At 50.2% G+C, this 17,809-nt stretch carries 17 protein-coding genes; 4 read left to right on the forward strand and 13 right to left on the reverse strand.

Features of this window, described 5'->3' with window-relative positions:
* The first annotated feature begins 59 nt into the window (after positions 1 to 59).
* Genes AC04MQ_RS08940 through AC04MQ_RS08950 form a run of 3 tightly spaced genes read left to right on the forward strand, consistent with a single transcriptional unit; the run spans position 60 to position 4,182 of the window.
* Positions 60 to 2,432, forward strand: a complete 2,373-nt coding sequence (locus AC04MQ_RS08940; RefSeq protein WP_475391875.1) for a transglycosylase SLT domain-containing protein — start codon at positions 60 to 62, stop codon at positions 2,430 to 2,432.
* A gap of 41 nt (positions 2,433 to 2,473) precedes the next feature.
* Positions 2,474 to 3,361, forward strand: a complete 888-nt coding sequence (locus tag AC04MQ_RS08945; protein ID WP_235046125.1) for an ABC transporter permease — start codon at positions 2,474 to 2,476, stop codon at positions 3,359 to 3,361.
* On the forward strand, positions 3,358 to 4,182 hold the full coding sequence (locus AC04MQ_RS08950) for an ABC transporter permease (RefSeq protein WP_015091741.1): 825 nt from the start codon (positions 3,358 to 3,360) through the stop codon (positions 4,180 to 4,182). The genes AC04MQ_RS08945 and AC04MQ_RS08950 overlap by 4 nt, the downstream gene beginning before the upstream one ends.
* Before the next feature lie 30 nt (positions 4,183 to 4,212).
* Here the strand turns inward: AC04MQ_RS08950 and AC04MQ_RS08955 are convergent, their stop codons facing one another.
* The 10 genes from AC04MQ_RS08955 to AC04MQ_RS09000 form a co-directional block, all read right to left on the reverse strand.
* Positions 4,213 to 5,682: an amidase gene (locus AC04MQ_RS08955; protein ID WP_475391876.1), complete on the reverse strand. Its 1,470-nt coding sequence runs from the start codon at positions 5,680 to 5,682 to the stop codon at positions 4,213 to 4,215.
* Positions 5,683 to 5,733: 51 nt separating this feature from the next.
* On the reverse strand, positions 5,734 to 6,834 hold the full coding sequence (ychF, locus tag AC04MQ_RS08960) for a redox-regulated ATPase YchF (RefSeq protein ID WP_015091739.1): 1,101 nt from the start codon (positions 6,832 to 6,834) through the stop codon (positions 5,734 to 5,736).
* A gap of 35 nt (positions 6,835 to 6,869) precedes the next feature.
* Positions 6,870 to 7,433, reverse strand: coding sequence for an aminoacyl-tRNA hydrolase (gene pth, locus AC04MQ_RS08965; protein WP_015091738.1), 564 nt, complete (start codon positions 7,431 to 7,433; stop codon positions 6,870 to 6,872).
* An 84-nt stretch (positions 7,434 to 7,517) separates the two neighbouring features.
* A complete protein-coding gene (locus tag AC04MQ_RS08970) occupies positions 7,518 to 8,159 on the reverse strand; it encodes a 50S ribosomal protein L25 (RefSeq protein ID WP_015091737.1) in 642 nt (213 codons plus the stop codon).
* A gap of 115 nt (positions 8,160 to 8,274) precedes the next feature.
* Positions 8,275 to 9,219 (reverse strand): ribose-phosphate diphosphokinase, encoded by a 945-nt coding sequence (locus AC04MQ_RS08975; RefSeq protein WP_198298051.1) that lies wholly within the window; start codon positions 9,217 to 9,219, stop codon positions 8,275 to 8,277.
* A gap of 110 nt (positions 9,220 to 9,329) precedes the next feature.
* The gene (gene rsgA, locus AC04MQ_RS08980; protein WP_475391877.1) at positions 9,330 to 10,439 is read right to left on the reverse strand and encodes a ribosome small subunit-dependent GTPase A; all 1,110 of its coding nucleotides are present in this window, start codon (positions 10,437 to 10,439) and stop codon (positions 9,330 to 9,332) included.
* A gap of 213 nt (positions 10,440 to 10,652) precedes the next feature.
* Positions 10,653 to 11,252, reverse strand: coding sequence for an RdgB/HAM1 family non-canonical purine NTP pyrophosphatase (gene rdgB, locus AC04MQ_RS08985; RefSeq protein ID WP_015091734.1), 600 nt, complete (start codon positions 11,250 to 11,252; stop codon positions 10,653 to 10,655).
* Positions 11,253 to 11,984, reverse strand: coding sequence for a ribonuclease PH (gene rph / locus AC04MQ_RS08990; RefSeq protein WP_475391878.1), 732 nt, complete (start codon positions 11,982 to 11,984; stop codon positions 11,253 to 11,255).
* Positions 11,985 to 12,053: 69 nt separating this feature from the next.
* Positions 12,054 to 12,839 (reverse strand): N-acetylmuramoyl-L-alanine amidase family protein, encoded by a 786-nt coding sequence (locus AC04MQ_RS08995; RefSeq protein ID WP_015091732.1) that lies wholly within the window; start codon positions 12,837 to 12,839, stop codon positions 12,054 to 12,056.
* A 118-nt stretch (positions 12,840 to 12,957) separates the two neighbouring features.
* Positions 12,958 to 13,482, reverse strand: a complete 525-nt coding sequence (locus AC04MQ_RS09000; RefSeq protein ID WP_475391879.1) for a hypothetical protein — start codon at positions 13,480 to 13,482, stop codon at positions 12,958 to 12,960.
* Between the two features lie 476 nt (positions 13,483 to 13,958).
* On the opposite strand from AC04MQ_RS09000, the gene AC04MQ_RS09005 reads away from it, so the two are divergent.
* Positions 13,959 to 15,158 carry a coiled-coil domain-containing protein gene (locus AC04MQ_RS09005; protein WP_475391880.1) on the forward strand — a complete coding sequence of 400 codons (1,200 nt, stop codon included), beginning with the start codon at positions 13,959 to 13,961 and terminating at the stop codon, positions 15,156 to 15,158.
* 58 nt (positions 15,159 to 15,216) lie between these two features.
* On the opposite strand, the gene AC04MQ_RS09010 is transcribed toward AC04MQ_RS09005, so the two are convergent.
* The 3 genes from AC04MQ_RS09010 to AC04MQ_RS09020 are packed head-to-tail and all read right to left on the reverse strand — an operon-like array spanning position 15,217 to position 17,659.
* Entirely contained in the window at positions 15,217 to 15,708 is a 492-nt protein-coding gene (locus AC04MQ_RS09010; RefSeq protein WP_015091729.1) for a hypothetical protein, read from the reverse strand.
* 15 nt (positions 15,709 to 15,723) lie between these two features.
* Positions 15,724 to 16,866 (reverse strand): mechanosensitive ion channel family protein, encoded by a 1,143-nt coding sequence (locus tag AC04MQ_RS09015; RefSeq protein WP_015091728.1) that lies wholly within the window; start codon positions 16,864 to 16,866, stop codon positions 15,724 to 15,726.
* 1 nt (position 16,867) lies between these two features.
* The gene (locus tag AC04MQ_RS09020; RefSeq protein WP_475391881.1) at positions 16,868 to 17,659 is read right to left on the reverse strand and encodes an undecaprenyl-diphosphate phosphatase; all 792 of its coding nucleotides are present in this window, start codon (positions 17,657 to 17,659) and stop codon (positions 16,868 to 16,870) included.
* Between the last annotated feature and the right edge of the window lie 150 nt (positions 17,660 to 17,809).

The raw sequence follows: 17,809 nt of genomic DNA on the forward strand, positions 1-17,809 counted from the left end.
TATCATTATTAAATGACGGTTACAAGGACTGTACAACTTTTCGTATTGGAGTGGCGGACATGAAGGTCTCCCTGAAATGTATTGTGTTTTCTCTTTTGCTCGGTCCGGTGGCCGGCGCCCAAGTTACTAAAAATGACCTTGAGCCTTTTAAAAAGGCCCTGGATCAGTTCCGCGCAGCGAAATACGATCAGGCCATTCCCGCTCTTCAGGATATTCTGAAAGAGAAAACCACACTGGAAGAATACGTGCGCTTCTATCTGGCGCAATCCTATATGAAAACTTCCAAATGGGATGATGCTGAAGGGGAGCTTAAAAAAGTTCTGGATCTTTCCCCGAACGTGAAAATGTCCATCGAGGCCTCCAACCTGATGGGTCAGATCGCGCTGGAAAAGAAGAACTATAAACTGGCCAGCACGCAGTTTGTGAAACTGGAAAAAAGAACCCGCAACACCGAAGACTATCCGGATGTGATTTACAATCTGGCGATCGCGGAAAAAGGGTTGAATCGTCACGGCCAAATGTGCAAATGGCTGGTGAAATTGTACGAACGCTATCCCGCTTATCCGAAAGTGGCGGACTGGAGCGTGGATCTGGCCATCAATGAATTTGAAGGCAAACCTTCTGACTGCAAAGTCACACCAGAAGACTTCCGCACGCGCGTTCGTTATCTGCTATGGGCTGGTCTTGACCAAAAAGCTCAGGGCGAAATCAACATCATGAAATCCAAAGTGGCCAAGTCTGACAAGTACCTGGCAGACAAACTTCAGGCCCAGTTCTATCTGCAAGAAGGTGAAGTCACCAAAGCAGTGGAACTGCTGAAACCGTATTATGAAGCCAACAAAAGAAACTTCGATTTCCTGATCCTGTTTGCATCTTCTGCGGCAAGAGCGGGTGAAGTGCAGTTGGCCGTGGGCTCTTATTATTCCGCTTACAAGCTAAGCCCGAAATCCAAAACGGGTCGTCAGGCTCTGTATCAGTCGGCATTCCTGTCTTATCAGTTCCAGGATTACGACGGGGCCGCCCGCCGCTTCCAGGAATTCATGAAAGCGTACCCAAATTCTGGTCTGAACCGCGATGCCCAGTGGCACCTGGCTTGGTTGAAATACCTTAAAGGTGATTACCAGGGGGCTTACAAAGCTCTGGGAAATCTGAATGCGGCGAAAAAGAAAAACCGCAAAGCCTGGAAGTCCTTCCCGGAAGACCGTGTGACTTACTGGATGGCGATGAGTCTTTTCCGTCAGGGGAAAGTCGAGCAAGCCAAGGTCATGATGTCGTCTTTGGCGAAAGACCCTTTGCTGGGTTATTACTCGATCGCCGCTCAAAGCCGTTTGAAAAAAATGGAAGAAGTAAAAGTGCCTCGTTTGGCTGAATCCAATCTGCCAACGCAGCCGCGCGTGATTTCCCGTTTTTCTGCCGGTGAATTCCTGATGCCAAACTCTTCCGACAGCTATCGCGGGGACGAGTCTGAATCGGAAGAAACACTGATTCTGACCCAGTATTCTGCCGATGATGAAAAAGGTGAAGAAGAAGAGGCGGAAGCTTCTGACAACCCGGATTTGAAATCTGTGGAAGTGGCTGGATCCGAGGAAGAAGTGCCGGATGCCAGCGGCGAGAAAGTGACCACGTTCTCGAACCCGGCTTTGATGAAGCGCTTTGAAAGAGCCCGTGACATGATGATCCTGGGTGAAAACGAATGGGCGCGCTGGGATCTTTATGACATCGAAAGAAAGACCTCCAACCGCGAGTACCTGCGCACTTTGATGAGCGAATACAACACCGCAGGTCACTACAACCGTTCTTCTTATATCGCGCAGATTAATTTCGGTGGTCAAAGAGCGGCTCACGGCGTGGACGGCATCCGTTACCTTTGGGAGTTTGCATACCCACGTGCGTATTCTGAGCATGTTGAAAAATACACTAAGAAATTCACTGTGCCTGAAGAGCTGGTATGGGGGATCATGCGTGCTGAAACCCATTACCGTCGCGATGCGATTTCTCCGGTAGGGGCGTTGGGTCTGATGCAGGTCATGCCATTCACAGGTCACAAAGTGGCGACACTTTTGGGTGAAAAAGAATTCAAAGCGCCTTTGTTACTGCAACCAGAAACATCGGTGAAGATCGGCAGCCGTTATTTGAAGCGTCTGATGGATCGTTTTGAAAACACAATTCCGCTGGTGGCGGCAGGTTACAACGCCGGTCCACACCGCGTGAAAAACTGGCTGTCTTCTTTCGGCAACCTGGAAACAGATGAGTTCATCGAGCACATCCCGTTCCTGGAAACACGTAATTATGTAAAGCGTGTGGTTTCAAACGCTTATATTTATTCTCAATTGTACGGCAACAAGAAAGATCTTTTCCCCTATATGGCAGGCGCGGTTCCGGTGAAATTCCAGGCCGAGCTGGCGGGGAAAGAAAACTGGGATGACATTTGATAGACAGCGCGTTTCGGTTCGTCTTTAACAAAATAGTGGAAATGACAGCGTCGCTAGGGGTCCTAGCGGCGTTGACGTTTGTGCTGCTGAAAGCTCTTCCGGGCGGTCCCTTTGATGAAGAGACGGCCCTGAATCCATTGGTGCGCGAGAAACTGGCGCAACACTGGGGCCTTGAACAAAGCCTTCCTTCCCAAATCGGGAACTATCTTTTATCCGTCGTGCAAGGGGACTTGGGCGTTTCGATGTCGAAGCCTGATCGCACGGTGGTTGAAATCATCGGTCAGGGCCTGGGTAACACCCTGACCTTAAACGCCATCGCGCTGGGTGTGATTTTGGCGGGCGCTTTCGTGATCGCGGTGGCCGCGACTCGTTTCCGTGAAACCTGGTTTGAAAGTCTGGTCGATCAGACCGTGATCGCATTCTTGTCCTTGCCCAGTCTGTTCTGGGGGCCGTTGTTGATTTACGCTTTTGGTTTTTACTGGAACCTTTTACCGGTGGCATTTTTGTCGTCGCCCGTGCACTACATTTTGCCAGTGGTGACTTTAAGTGTGCGCCCGCTGGCTTCACTGATTCGCTTGCTTAAAAATTCCCTGAATGAAAACCTGAATCAAGACTATGCCCGCACCGCCAAAGCCAAAGGTGTCGGCGTGTGGGGGGTATTGATCCGTCACGTGCTGAAAAACTCGTTGATTCCTTTTTTAAGCTACGTAGGCCCTTTGACTGTGTCCTTACTGTCGGGCTCTTTCCTGGTGGAAGTTCTGTTTGCCGTGCCGGGTTTGGGCAGTGAATTCATCGCGGCCCTGAACGATCGTGATTACACGTTGATCGTGGGCCTGACGTTGTTCTATGGAAGTCTTTTGATTGTGGTGAACTCCTTTATTGATGTGCTGCTGAAGTTGGCGGATCCACGCCTGCAGGAGCGTGCGTGAAAAAGGTGCTTCTGGTTTTTGCCATTTTGTTCCTTTCAACCCTGGTGCTGGCCACGGTTTTTTATCCGTGGGTGTTGAACAGCTCGGGGCTTGAACAAAATGTCGAAAGCATTCTCATACCGCCGGGATCTGAACACTGGTTTGGCACGGACACCTTGGGGCGGGATCTGTTTGCCCGGGTTCTGATGGGTGGGCGTATTTCGCTGTTGGTGGGGCTTGTAGGCTCGTTCCTGGCGTTTATGATTGGCTTTATCTATGGAGCCATTGCGGGCTGGTTTGAGGGGATCGTCGATCGCATCTTGATGCGTTTTTGCGATATTCTGATAGCGGTCCCAAGCTTCATTTTGGTGTCGGTGATGTGTTTAAGTCTGCAGTTGCTGCTGCCGTTTGAAGACCCTTTAAGTCGTGCGCTGCTGGGTCTTTGTATCAGTATTGCCGTCACACATTGGATGAGTTTGGCGCGTGTCACGCGCGGCATGGTTCTGGAAATCAAACGCAAGCCCTACGTGGAAGCGGCAATTTCATTGGGGGGCAGTCGAGTGCATGTGATGCTTCGCCATGTGCTTCCGAATATGCTGGGAACATTGCTGATTCTGGTGGCGATGCAGATTCCGACCAATATTTTGTATGAAAGCTTCATGAGCTTTATCGGTCTGGGGATTCATCCCCCTTATACCAGTTGGGGAATTTTAGTGCGAGAAGGATGGAAGACCCTTTCAAGCTTCCCGCATCTGATCTTGTATCCAAGCCTGATGCTGTTCCTGACGGTCTGGAGCTTCCACATCATCTTGGATCACCTGCGTACGAAGTATAGAATTTGAATGGGGCTGCGACCTCTGGGGTCGCAGTTGTTACAGATTTTTCGGAGGTTGCCAGCCGCCGAATGTTGTTTCCAGGAACTCTGCACATGCCAAAGTCAGGTGGTCTTTCATGTAAGGACCGACAACCTGAACTCCCAATGGAATACCATCTTCGTTCAAGCCCATCGGTACCGAGGTTGCGGGATGGCCCAGCGTTGTAAAGATCGCCGTGTAAATGAAATCAAACGGGGACCATAGAGGAGCTCGGTGTTTCGGTGCCACACGCGGGTGCGGAGGCAGAATCAGAATGCCGTCAGCACCCAGTTTTTCATCGAGGTCGGCTTTCATTTTTGCCAGGGCCTGCATTTCTTCGGTGAAGTCTTTTTTGCGGGTGTCAAAGATTTCAGCCAGGGATACCAGCAGATTTGGCAGGGTGTAGTTGCCTTTACCGAAAGTCAGTTGCAGGATCTCTTTCCCAATCGACAGATGTTGGGTTGGACCCATCAGGGTTTCATACAAGTTTCTGTTCTTGGAATTTTTCACCGCGGCAAACCACAGCTCTGCCGAGCGAACAAAGAATCTTGGATCCAGTTCTTCAACGACTGCGCCCAGTTCTTCAAACAGCTTTCCGCAGTTTTTCACCACTTGCACCAGCTCATCATCCGTTCCGCGTGCGCGATGGAAGATCGGGTTGGAACAGATCAGAACCTTGCGGCCTTTCCATTCCTGCGACAGTTCTTCCATAGTCGGATTTTTCAGCGTGTGCTGGTCGATATCATCAGAGCCCATCAGGATCTTCATCATCGGCGCCAGATCCACCGCTTTGCGGGTCATCGGCCCCATGGAAGTGTAAGGATACTTTTGATCCAGCAACAATGTGCGGAAGTCATTTTGTTCAAACGGGAAATGGCCGGTCAGTGGCAACAAATAGCGAGACGGCTTGTGACCAAAGACCCCGCAAAAAGACGCCGGCATTCTGATGCTGCCGCCGATATCACTGCCAAGACCCAGCGGAGAAGCCCCCGCGCCCAGCAAGGCTCCTTCGCCACCGCTGCTGCCACCGCAAGTGCGGCCCAGATCGTACGGGTTGCTGGTGCGACCATAAACGGGATTGAAGCATTCAAACCAGAATCCCAGTTCCGGCACATTGGTGGTGCCCATCGGAATACCACCGGCTTTTTTCATACGTGCGACAACCGTGGCATCCCAGTCCATCACATCATTCTTGTGATGGATGCTGCCACCGGTGCGTTTCATGCCCTGATAAGAAAACATTTCTTTGACGGTGAAGGGAACACCAAACAGCGGGGGAAGCTCAGAGTTGTTTTTCGCCAGGGTTTCGGTCTGTTCGTGCGCCAATTTTCTGGCACGGACGAAGTCATTTTCCACCATCGCGTTCAACTGAGGATTCACCTGCTCAATGCGGGTGATATGCGCTTCCAGCACCTCAGAGGGGGAAACTTCTTTATTTTGAACTTTTTTATGCAGATCCAAAGCGGACAAAGTCAGCAATTCATTCATACAAAATAAAAAAGGGGCTTTGCGGCCCCTTTTTCCCTTCTTAAGAAGAAATTAAACGTTGAACTTGAAGAACAGAACGTCGCCGTCTTTCACAACGTACTCTTTACCTTCGATGCGGTATTTACCAGCATCTTTGATCGCCTGTTCAGATTTGTATTTGAACAGATCTTCGCAGTGGTAAGTTTCAGCTTTGATGAAACCACGCTCAAAGTCAGTGTGGATGACGCCCGCTGCTTGTGGAGCTTTCGTGTTTGCACGAATCGTCCAAGCGCGAACTTCCGTCACACCTGCAGTGAAGTAAGTCTGAAGACCCAACAGCGTGTAAGCCTCACGGATCAGACGGTTCAAGCCTGGCTCTTCCGCGCCCAGTGCATCCAGGAAGTCCTTGCGTTCTTCTGGTGGCAACAATGCGATCTCAGCTTCCATCGCAGAACAGATCAGGATGGTTTTGTTGTTTTCTTCCGCGGCGCGGGCCTCAACAGCCTTTGTCCAGTCATTGCCGCCAGCTGCGAAGTCAGCGTCGTTGACGTTCATCGCGTAAAGAACCGGTTTTGCAGTCAGAAGGTGCATCTCTTTCAATGCAACCTGTTCCATTTCATCCAAAGTTACAGAGCGGGCCGGAAGACCCTTGCCCAAAGCTTCTTTGATTTTCTTGGCAACTTCAACATCCAGTTTCAGCTTTTTGTCGGTGGAGTTTTTAGCTTGTTTCTCTGTGCGCTGAAGGCGCTTTTCAACAGAGTCCAAATCCGCCAGCAACAACTCGGTGTTGATGATTTCAATGTCACGGATAGGTTCAACAGAACCCGCCACGTGAATGATATTTGGGTCGTCAAAGCAACGAACCACGTGAACGATAGCGTCTGTCTGGCGGATGTGGGACAGGAACTGATTTCCCAAACCTTCACCCTGGGACGCACCTTTTACGATACCCGCGATATCCACGAATTCCATAGTTGTTGGAACAACCTTCTGAGGTTTGATGAATTCAGTGATTTTATCCATGCGAGGATCTGGAACTGTCACCACGCCCACGTTCGGGTCGATAGTACAGAATGGATAGTTGGCTGCCTCAGCCTTGGCAGATGTCAGAGCATTGAAAAGCGTGCTCTTACCCACGTTCGGAAGACCTACGATACCGACTTGAAGTGCCATTGAAAACTCCTTGCGAAATGACGGCTCAATCTAGCCTAAGTGTTGAATTTTGTCGAAGCTTTTTGAATTCCATCCAGGATGATGCTTTCCACAGCATCGCCGGCTTTATTCAGGAAATCCGGCATCTGCGCGAACTCTTCCTTGGTGAATTTGCCCAGGACATAGTCCGGCACCGGGATGTTCGGGTTGGCAGGGCGACCCACACCCAAACGCAGGCGGGTATAGTCCATAGAGCCCATCAGGCCCGAAACGCTTTTAATGCCGTTATGGCCGCCGTGCCCGCGGTTTTTCTGAATTTTCATTTGTGCAAAGGGCTGGTCGATTTCGTCGTGGATGACGATCAGGCGTTCCAGAGGGATTTTATAAAAGCCCATCAGGGGTTGTACGGATTCGCCGGAAAGATTCATGAAGGTTTGCGGTTTGCAGAAAATCACAGGGTGATCCTTGATTTTCCCTTGAGCGATTTCGGCTTTGAACTGATTTTTGATCGGGGGATTTCCCAGGCCTTCCATCAGATAGTCCACGGCCATAAAGCCGATGTTATGACGGGTCAGTTTATACTCGCCACCCGGATTTCCCAAGCCAACAATCAACCACATAGAATACCTCTTAGAGAACCATCGAAAAAGAAAAAGGCAGCTCGAGTGAGCTGCCTTTTTTGAAGATCAATTCGTGCGTGCGAATTACTTTTTCGCAGCAGGAGCTTTTGCAGCAGCAGGTGCAGCAGCAGCAGGAGCCGCGGCAGCAGCTGGAGCAGCAGCAGCTTCTTCTTCTTGAGCGTTAACAACTGCAACAGTTTGTTCTGCGCCAGTGATCATTTTCACAGAGCCGGCAGTTTTGATGTCGGATACGTGAAGAGCGTCACCAACTGCCAAGTTAGAGATGTCAGCAGTGAAGAACTCAGGGATTTCAGTTGGCAAGCACTCAACCTCAACGGAACGAAGAACAACGTTCAACAGACCGCCTTCAGAAAGACCGATAGCTTTACCTTCAAGACGAACTTCAACGTTAACGCGAACCGCTTTTTTCAGATCCAAAGCGAAGAAGTCAACGTGTTGTGGACGACGAGAAAGTGGGTGTACGTCTACGGATTTGATAAGAACAACGATACCGTTTGCGTTCTTGTCAGAAGATTTCAAGTTGAAAAGAGCATTCTCGTAAGCACGAGTGTTGTACTTAACGATTTCTTTTTCACCAACGGATACGTTGATTGGAGACACAGCTCCGTAGATTACAGCAGGAACGTTGCGGCTTACGCGCAGGCCACGGCTGTTGTGTTTACCAGTTTCACGAGCTTCAACTGTTAGGTCGATTCTGTTTTTCATTTTTTATCCTTCTAGTCCAATAGAGGAAGTTAATAATATCCATCAAATGATGGGTTAAGTTTTCTACTTCAGCTTGCGCGCCTTTCGGCGCTTCAGCTCTGTCGGCCGAGGCCGCTTAGTCAAACAATGAACTTACGGAGTCGTTGCCGTGGATTCGTTTCATGGCTTCGGCCAGAACCGGAGCTACTGAAACCACTTCAATTTTTCCGCAGTTTTTCGCCGCTTCAGACAGCGGGATCGTGTCGGTGACCCATACTTTTTCAATAGGGCTTTCCTTCAGGCGATTGATCGCAGGACCTGACAAAACAGGGTGGGTTGCAACGGCGAACACACGTTTTGCCCCATTCTTATACAGGCTGTCAACTGCTTGTGTAAGAGTTCCCGCCGTATCGATCATATCGTCCACGATGACGGCCGTTTTACCAGTCACATCCCCAATCAGGTGCAGGGCTTTAGCCTCATTTGGGCCGGAACGGCGTTTATCGATGATCGCCATGGAGGACTCAATTCTCTTGGCAAAGGCGCGGGTTCTTTCAACCCCGCCGGCATCTGGACTCACTGCAACAAATTCAGAGCCCTGGCCGTAGGCATCTCGCCAAGCGCGAGCCAAAGTCGGAATAGCGAACAAGTGGTCCACCGGAACATTGAAGAAACCTTGGATTTGGGCCGCGTGCAGGTCCACGGACACCACACGATCGGCGCCGGCCGTCGTGATCAGGTCCGCCATCAATTTGGCCGAAATAGGGGCGCGCGGGGCCACTTTTCGATCCTGGCGGGCATAACCGTAATAAGGAATCACGGCGGTGATGGAGGCGGCCGAGGCCCGGCGAAGGGCATCGAGCATCACAAACAACTCCATGTAGTTTTGATTTACAGGAGGGCAGGTGCTTTGGACAACAAACACGTGTTGCCCGCGGACGCTCTCATGTATTTCAACTTGGATTTCGCCATCAGCAAAACTGCTGACTTCACAGTATCCGAGCTCAACTCCAGCGGCTTCGGCTACTTTCTTGGCTAATGTGGGATTGGCATTGGCGGAAAAGATCTTTAGGCCCTTCATCACTCGTAGTCTCCTGAGTCAAAAGTGCGTTTAAAGGAAGCTAGCAAGGGGTCCTGATTTTGTCCAACGAAAAGGGGGTCTTTTTTGACCCCCTTTGCCGTGGGAAATACCTAGATTTCTCCTCTGGATTTCTGTTTTACGCGGACTCGCAGTCCTTGCGTGATTTTCTTCCATTTCTGGCGCTCCTCCCGGGCTTTTTCCGGGTCGGTTTTGCGCTCAAAATAACGCAGCTCCCGCTCCAGATTTTGAAAACTTTCCCAACGTTCCGCCTCCAGTTCCCCCGAAGCCAACCCCGCCTGTACGGCGCAGCCTGGTTCGGTCTGATGCTGGCAGTCCTTAAACCGGCAATGGGTCGCCAGTTCCAGGATGTCGTCAAAAAGGTTCTCAAAGCCCTCGCGGTGATCCAAAAGCCCCAATTCCCGCATGCCCGGCGTGTCCATCAAAAGGGCGCCAGAGGGAAGCTGATACAAGGACCTTGAAGTGGTCGTGTGTTTACCCTTGTCGTCGTCCTCGCGGATGCCCTGGGTTTTGATCTGTTCTTTTTCCAAAAGCAGATTTCCCAAAGTCGATTTCCCAACCCCCGAAGACCCTAAAAGCACCACGGTCTTTCCGGGCAGCAGGTGAGTCTTCAGCGGTTCCAGGGTTTGGGGATCCAAAGCACTCACGGCGTGCACGGGGACTGCCGGGTGGCGGTCCTCCACTTCGGCGATAAGGCCTTCAAGGTCTTCGGCCAAGTCAGCCTTGGTCAGAACGATGACCGGCGAAGCATTTGATTCCCACGCAAGGCTCATATAGCGATCCAGGCGTTTCAGGTTGAAATCCTGATTGGCGGATACAGCCACAAAGATCACATCCACGTTCGCGGCTACGATCTGGGCTCGGGCCCCGCTGCCGGGTTCCTTGCGGTAAAAGCAGCTGTGGCGCGAAAGAACTTCGTGAATCACGGCGTGCTCGTCATGGGAATGCAGCTCGCAGATCACCCAGTCGCCCACACCAGGGTATTCCAGATTCAGATCAGAATGGTCATAGCGAAATTTTCCTGAAAGCTGAGCCAGGGCTTTGCCTTCGTGGTCGTTTTTAAAGAACACCACGCGGTACATTTCGCGTTCTTGATTGATAATACGTCCAACGACTTCGCCTGATGTCAGAGGTCGAAGTTCGATTTGCGCCTGCAAAAGCGCGTTCCATCCCCAAGCGGGAAGGATTGATGAATTAGTCACGGATAACTCCATTGAATAAAATTAAAATTCAGGAGCTCTCTTGGCGAACTTAAGTTTTAAGAATGAAAAAACTAGAAAGACGCAAGGAGAGCGGCTTTAGCGATAAAAGTTGTTACAATCATAGGCCCTCCTTGTCGGGTGTGTTAAAGGCAGTATCGTTGATGCTTGCGAAATAAGCAAATAAAAAAGGGAACCTTGCGGGTTCCCTTTTAATTAGCCTTGAGTCTGATTCAATTTTTCCAGGAAGGCTTTTAAAGCCATCGCTCGGTGGGAAAGCAGGCTCTTATAGCCCGTACCCAGTTCCGCCAGCGTTTGAGTCTGGCCTTCCGGGATAAAGACCGGATCATAACCAAAGCCGTGCAAGCCTGCAGGTTTGGAAGCAATCGTGCCTTTCATCTCTCCATTGAACACCCACTCTTCGCCTGTCGGAGTGTAAACCACGGTCGTACAAACGAATTTTGCATTCTTGTTTGGCATTGGTTTCAGAGTGATCATTTTCAAAAGTTTGGAAACGTTTTCGCTGTCAGAAGCTTTCGGTCCCGCATAACGAGCCGAATGAATTCCGGGCAGACCATTCAGGCCCTCAACAACCAAACCCGCATCTTCACCCAGTACCCAGACATTGTTTTTCACCGCACGCAAAGTTTTGGCTTTGATGCGTGCGTTGTCTTCGAATGTTTTTCCGTCCTCAGGACGGGGAGTGAAGGATGCAATGTCGCCTTGTGAAAAGACTTTCAAGTCTGGCAGCTCACGCAGCAGTTGTTTGTATTCAGCAAGTTTTCCTTTGTTTCCAGTGGCGATCCAAAGTTCCATTTATGCTCCTGCGATCTTGTAGATTTCACCCATCACTGCCGCCTGGTGAATGAAAAGTTCACGGCAGCCCTTTTCAGCCACGTCCATCATTTTGAACAGCTGATCGCGAGTGAACGGAACGTGTTCGGCCGTGCCTTGGACTTCCACGAACTGACCCTTGTCGGTCATAACAAAGTTCATATCGGTTCCAATGGCAGAATCTTCGTCATAGTTCAGATCCAGCAGGATGTTGCTTTCATGCAGGCCCACGCTGATAGCGGAAACATAATTGATCAACGGCAAAGTTTTGATTTCGCTGACCGCGTGCAATTTTTTAAGAGCCAGTGCCAGCGCCACAAAGCCGCCGGTCACAGAAGCTGTGCGCGTGCCACCATCGGCATTCAAAACGTCACAGTCGATGATGATTTGTTTTTCACCCAGTTGTTTCAAATCCACCGCCGCACGCAAAGAGCGTCCGATCAGGCGAGAGATTTCCTGAGTGCGACCGCCCGTCATGGACTTGTCACGACGGATGCGGGTGTGAGTGGATCTTGGCAGCATGCCGTATTCCGCGGTGATCCAGCCAGCACCGGTGCCCAAAAGCCAGCTTGGCGCTTTGGATTCATAAGTTGCCGTGCAAAGAACTTTGGTACGACCAAATTCCACGATGGCAGAGCCTTCTGCGTACTCAGAAACATTCGGTGTGATTTTCACATTTCTCAATTGATCAAAAAGGCGTCCGTCAGCACGCATAAGAAACTCCAGTAAGGCCGTTCAGAAGTGGCCTTTTTTCAGTCTTGGTTTTTGGGTGATTAAAACAAACTAATTTAAGGATTTTGCTGCGTGGTTGTCCATCTTTTCTTTGTAGGACTGGAGGGCGGTGTAGATTTTTTGAGCAAGATCGTTTTGATATTCTGCGCTGACCAGCTTTTTGGCTTCTCGCGGGTTGGTCAAAAAGCCGATTTCGATCAAAACCGAAGGCATTGTCGTTTTTGAGATCACATAAAACGGGGCCTGCTTGATGGTTGCTTGAGCCGCGTTATTGTCAGTGCCCCACACCTGCGTCAGGGTTTGTGTCAGACGCAGGCTGCTGCTCAGACGGTTTTGGCGGTGCAGATCTTCCACGATCGCGGCCACATCGCCTTTTTTGGAAAGTTCGTCTCCGCCGGAAATGTCATGCAACTCGCGGCTGTTAAGAACCATCTGATTTTCCTGGCTGGCTAAAAACAGCGCATCTTCATCCGGTGGCAGATTGTTTTGGAAGAAAAATTCCACACCCTTGGCGCGCTGGTCAGATGCGGCGTTGGCATGCAGGCTGACGAACAAGTCCGCCTTCGTGCCTTCAGCCATTTTCACGCGCTCGGGCAAAGACAGGTTGCGGTCATTCGTGCGAGTCATGGTGACTTTGAACTTTTCATCTTTGGCTAAAAGTGTCTGCAGCTTTTGTGCGACTTTCAAAACCAGTTCTGCTTCTTTCGCGCCACCGTAGACCGCACCGGTATCAACACCACCGTGGCCGGGATCCAGCATAATGTGCAAAGCAAACGCAGAAGGGGAGCAAAGAATAAGCAAAGCGCCAAGGCTTCGTTTCAGAAACGGAAAGTTCATGCAGTCAGAATAAGAAACAAGCCTTGGTTGTGTCGAGTCCAGACGGGCTTGCGACAGGAACCTAGCCGTGAGTCAGGGGCAGAAGCAGGGCCCGCTCTGAAGCAGGCCCTGAATCAATTTACAACAGGCAAAGGCTTGGCTGCACAGACACGGGTTGCGTGACTGCTGGCAGGTCCGCTTCAGTAATAGGCGTGTATTCGTCGGCGTTTGTGAAATCGGTCTGGCGTTGGTCTTCAGACAAACCATCACCAGGGCCGTTGGCGATGAACAGCGTGCTGTTTTCGATTTTTACCGTAGAGTACTGATCCGTACAGCTGATGAATGAATGGAACTCCTGAGTCAGCGGATTTTGGCTTACAACGGTACCCGCTGTAAAGGTGCCGTCATCGCTGTAAGCGTTCGCCGCATCACCGGTACATTCGGCATTGTTGAATTCAAAGCGGGTTCTGGAAATAGTTGCGTCCTCTTTGATTTGCAAAACCACAAAGCCATTTGCCGGGGCGGTGGTTCTGGCCAGTGGATAGCATTCGGATTTCCAGTAACCTGTCAGCTCGGGTTCTTTGGAAGGGGATTTGGAACTGCCGCTGCCAGAGCAGGCCGCTGTTGCCAAAAGGGTTGTCACAATCGCGATGTTTAAACTCATTCGTAAGTTCGTCACTTCTTTGTCCTTTCAAGAAAACAAAAGTTGGTTCACCCACTGTGGGACAAGAAACGCTTGAATGGGATCGTATGTAAGGATGATCCAGCTCGTTTTTAGCAATAAACTGGACGATAGACTCAGATTTTGAGCTCATATTGAGACGGGGATGGAGGAAATTTTCTTGGCGGAAGGTCGTGGTTTGCAAGGGGCCGAAGCTCCCACAAAGATGCGTTTATGCGAAGGTTTGGTCCGACAATTGTCGTTTTCTGTCAAAAACCTCGACATAGGATTTGCTTCGGCTGTGAGTTTAATCAGTTTTGGCAAACATCTGGGCATGGCATCTGCGTTGCTTTAGTACAAGGCAACCCCCCATGGCGGCCAGGACCCTCCCCCCCCAATCCTGGTCGCTTTTTTTTTGCCTAAAATCCCTATATCCTAGTTGCTATTGAACATCGATGAATCATCGAAGGAGATTTTCAATGCAGGTAAAACCACTGGGAACACTTCTCTTGGCAGCTCTTATGACCGGCACCATGCCTTTGGCAGCATACGCACAAGTCGACAGCTCGCAAATTGAAGCCGAAGAGGCAACCGCTGACGCGGAGGCCGCCAAGGCCGAAGCCAATGAAGCGAAAAAACGTGCTGAAGAGGATCGCAAGCGCCGGGACAAAGTCCGTGCAGAATCCCAGTCGGCCATCAACAAGGCCCGCTCGTTGGAAAATGACGCCAAAAAAGAACAGGCTGATTCCGAACGTGAATCTGCAAAACTAAAAGCCGAAACTAACGAACATGACAGAGCTAAGACAGTCGCTGAAAAAGAGCAGAGTTCAGCTCAAGCGCGCATCAAGGCCGCTCAGGAAAAAACTCAAAAAGCCATCCAGGTTCGCGACGAAGCCCAAGGCAAGCGCAAGCAGGCTGAAAAGAAAGCCGAAGAGCTGGGTGATCAGGCCAAAGATCAGGAAAAGCAGGCGAGTTCTGCCACGGAAGCTGGCTTGACGGCAACAAAAGAAGCCGAAGCGGCAAAGAATGAAACTTTGAAAGCCGAGCAGAACCTTTCTAAAGCCAAACTGCTGACACAAAAAGCGGTGGCGGAAGCCAAAGCCCGCGAAGCCAAAGCCAAGCAGGAAATCGCCCGTGCTGAAGCCGACCGGGCTCGTGCGGAAGCCGAGATGTCGCGCCTGAAAGCGCAGGATGAACAATCCAAAGCGATGATTGAAAAAGTCGAAAGCGAATTGAAAGCGGCAGCAGAGGCTTCAAAGAAAGCCAAAGAAGAAGCCGAATCCGAGCGCAAAAAAGTGACTGAAACCAAATCGCAGGAAGAAAAGCTGAAACAGCAGGCAGCCAAAGCCCGTCAGGAGCTTGAAGGCAACCGTAACAATCTTCGTAAGGAGCAGGCGACCGCCAACTTGGAAATCGCAAGATCCAAGAAAGCCATCGCCGAGTACGAATCCGAAGTGGCCAAGTCTGAAAGTGAATTGAAACGTCTGACCGAAGAAACCGAGAAGGCTAAAAAAGAGCGTGAAAAGCTTGAAAGCCGTTTGGATTCTGCTAAGAACGAAGCTGAAGAAATCCGCATCAAGGTGGCAACAGCCAAAGCCAACTTTGAAGCCGAAGAATCGCGCATGGAGGCGGTTAAAATCCGCATCGATGCCGGTTTGAAAACCAAGAAAAAGAAATAGTCTTTGCTTAACGTCTTAAAAACACAAAACCCACAAACTTCAGAGTTTGTGGGTTTTTTTATTTCATCCTGTTCAGGAAGCGGAAGTAGCGTTCAGGCTGGATGTCCACCGACATCAGGTTGCCCCGGCTGTCGTGAACCTCAGGGAAGGAAAACTTCCACTGGCCTTCGTAAAGATAGAAATTGATACCGATGGTGAACTGCACTTGGGTTTCTTCGCCAGTGGCTTCGGAATAGTAGGGCACAAAGAAGCTTCTCATGCGCGCCTGGGCGGGCAGGAAGCCATCCACCATATTGACCTGATCGACGAAAGCCTTCGGGGCGTCGTGAATCATGATCTTGGGGTTTTTCAGCTTGGAAGACCAATTTACAAACGCACGGACCCCCAAAGAGTTGATCCCGCGCAGCTGTTCAAGATGCAGGTGCAGGTCCAAAGCCGCCGGAATGGCCAGTTCAGTTAAAGCCTTCTCGTCATTTTCAAGGACGCCACCCAGGCTGACACGAGCCAGGTTTTGATCTTTTAAAATAACGTGGTCGACTTTGACTGCCATGGTTTCTTGGGCTCCTTATCTTACCGTGGTCACCTGGTTATAAACCGTCTGAGTCGGGTAAGCAAAACTGACGTTCATATCGGCTGCGATCTTCAAAATCTCAATAAAGATTCTTTGCTGATGTTGCAGCTCTTCCGGTCCAGTGTACACCTTCAAATGGAAATTGACGAGAACATCCAAAGACGAGGCGTTGTAATTATTAAAGTGAACTGTCACGGTGTCCGCAATAACCTTTTCGTCTGACTTAATATAGTAGCGGACGCGGTCACAGAAGTTCTCGATAGTCTCTGGGGCTGTTTCGTAAACTAAACCGAGCACCTGACGAACACGGCGGGCAGGACGAACACCCATATTGTCGACAGTTTCTTTAGCCATCATAGCATTTGGGATCGTGATCAAAGAGTTATAGAACGTGCGGACGCGCGTGGAACGGAAACCGATTTCTTCAACCGTGCCTTCCATGTCCTTGATCTTCACCCAGTCGCCGACCTGGAAAGGGCGGTCAAACAAGATGGTGATGGATCCGAATAAATTCGCAGCTGTGTCCTGAGCTGCCAAGGCCAAGGCCAAGCCCCCCAAACCCAGACCGGCCAGCAAGGACATTACATTGAGTCCAAAGCTTTGCAGCACAATCAGGAAACCCATGACCACGACAAAGATCTTTAAGGCTTTGGAGGCAAATGGCACCAACTGGTCATCAAAAGTGCTCGGGGTTTTTGAAGTATAATCTGCGAGCACGGAGCAAGCCGCATCCACTGCATAATAAACCAGACGGATGATAAAGATCGCAATCAGGCCACGCATGAAGTGCTCATAGTAGCTGGCGAACTTGCCGGTCAGTTCAGCCGCATCACCGGCTGCAAACCACAAAAGGATCACCAGGATCCAGGCCAACGGACGATCCGTGTCGGTTCTTAGAAAATAACCCCAAAACGTTCTCGGGTACTTTTTGGTGATCGGATTGTGTTTCTTAAGTTCTTTCAGGATCAGGTGAAACACGGGGCGGATCAAAATCCCAACCGTGATTGCCAGCGCTAGGAAGGCCCACTTCCAGTTCGGCATCACAAAGGTTGTGGATTTTAAAACCTCGGTCAGTTCGGGAGTGAACCACTGGGATTCTTCAAACAAAAACTTTTCCATGGAAGAAAGCTCTTTCATATTACACCATCTGCAAGTCATGCCCTGTATAGAGCAGAATCAAAATCACCACACCCAGAACAATTCGGTAGTAACCAAAGCCCCGGAACCCATAGCGCGACACTATACCGATAAAGAACTTGATCGCAACCATCGCCACCACAAAAGCCACCGCACAACCCACCAGCAGCAAATTGATCTGTGCAGGCTCAATCGTCTTATAGATCTTTAACAGTTTGTACAGCGTGGCTGCGGCCATTGTCGGCACCGCCAGGAAAAATGAAAACTCGGCTGCTTCTTTTTTATTCATGCCAAGTGTCAATCCGCCCATGATGGTCGCACCCGAACGCGAAACACCCGGGATCATCGCGATGGCCTGGAACAGTCCAAGCTTCGCCGAATCTTTGTATGTCAGATCATCGGTTTTTCGGCCCATCATTGTCAGGTGAGCAAAAGCCTTGTCGGCCCAAATCAAGATCGCACCACCCACAATCAGTGACCAGGCAACGACCTGCACACTGCCCATCAGATGTTCCACCACATCCTTTACGACGAAGCCAATGATCGCCGTAGGCAGGAACGCCACGAACAGCTTGCGATAGAATCCCCAATGAGGAAGGAAGCGTTTCCAATACAAAACCAGAACCGACATGATCGCACCAAACTGAATGATAACTTCGAAGGCCTTTGTGAAAGAACTGTCTTCGATGCCCATCATGGAGCTGGCAATAATCATATGACCGGTGGAAGAAATCGGCAGGAACTCGGTGATCCCTTCGACAATGCCAAGGATGATGGCGTGCAGATAACTCATAGATGAACCCTCTTTCGCTGCAAAAAAACAGTCGCGAACATCATTGAAAAGAACGCCGGTGGGTTCAATATTCGATGGGTTGTGTCAAAAAATTTAAGATTTGTTTAAGATTTTTGTATTCAATGCTTACGAAAGGTGAATATTATTTTT

The organism is Bdellovibrio sp. MYbb2, assembly GCF_056175685.1.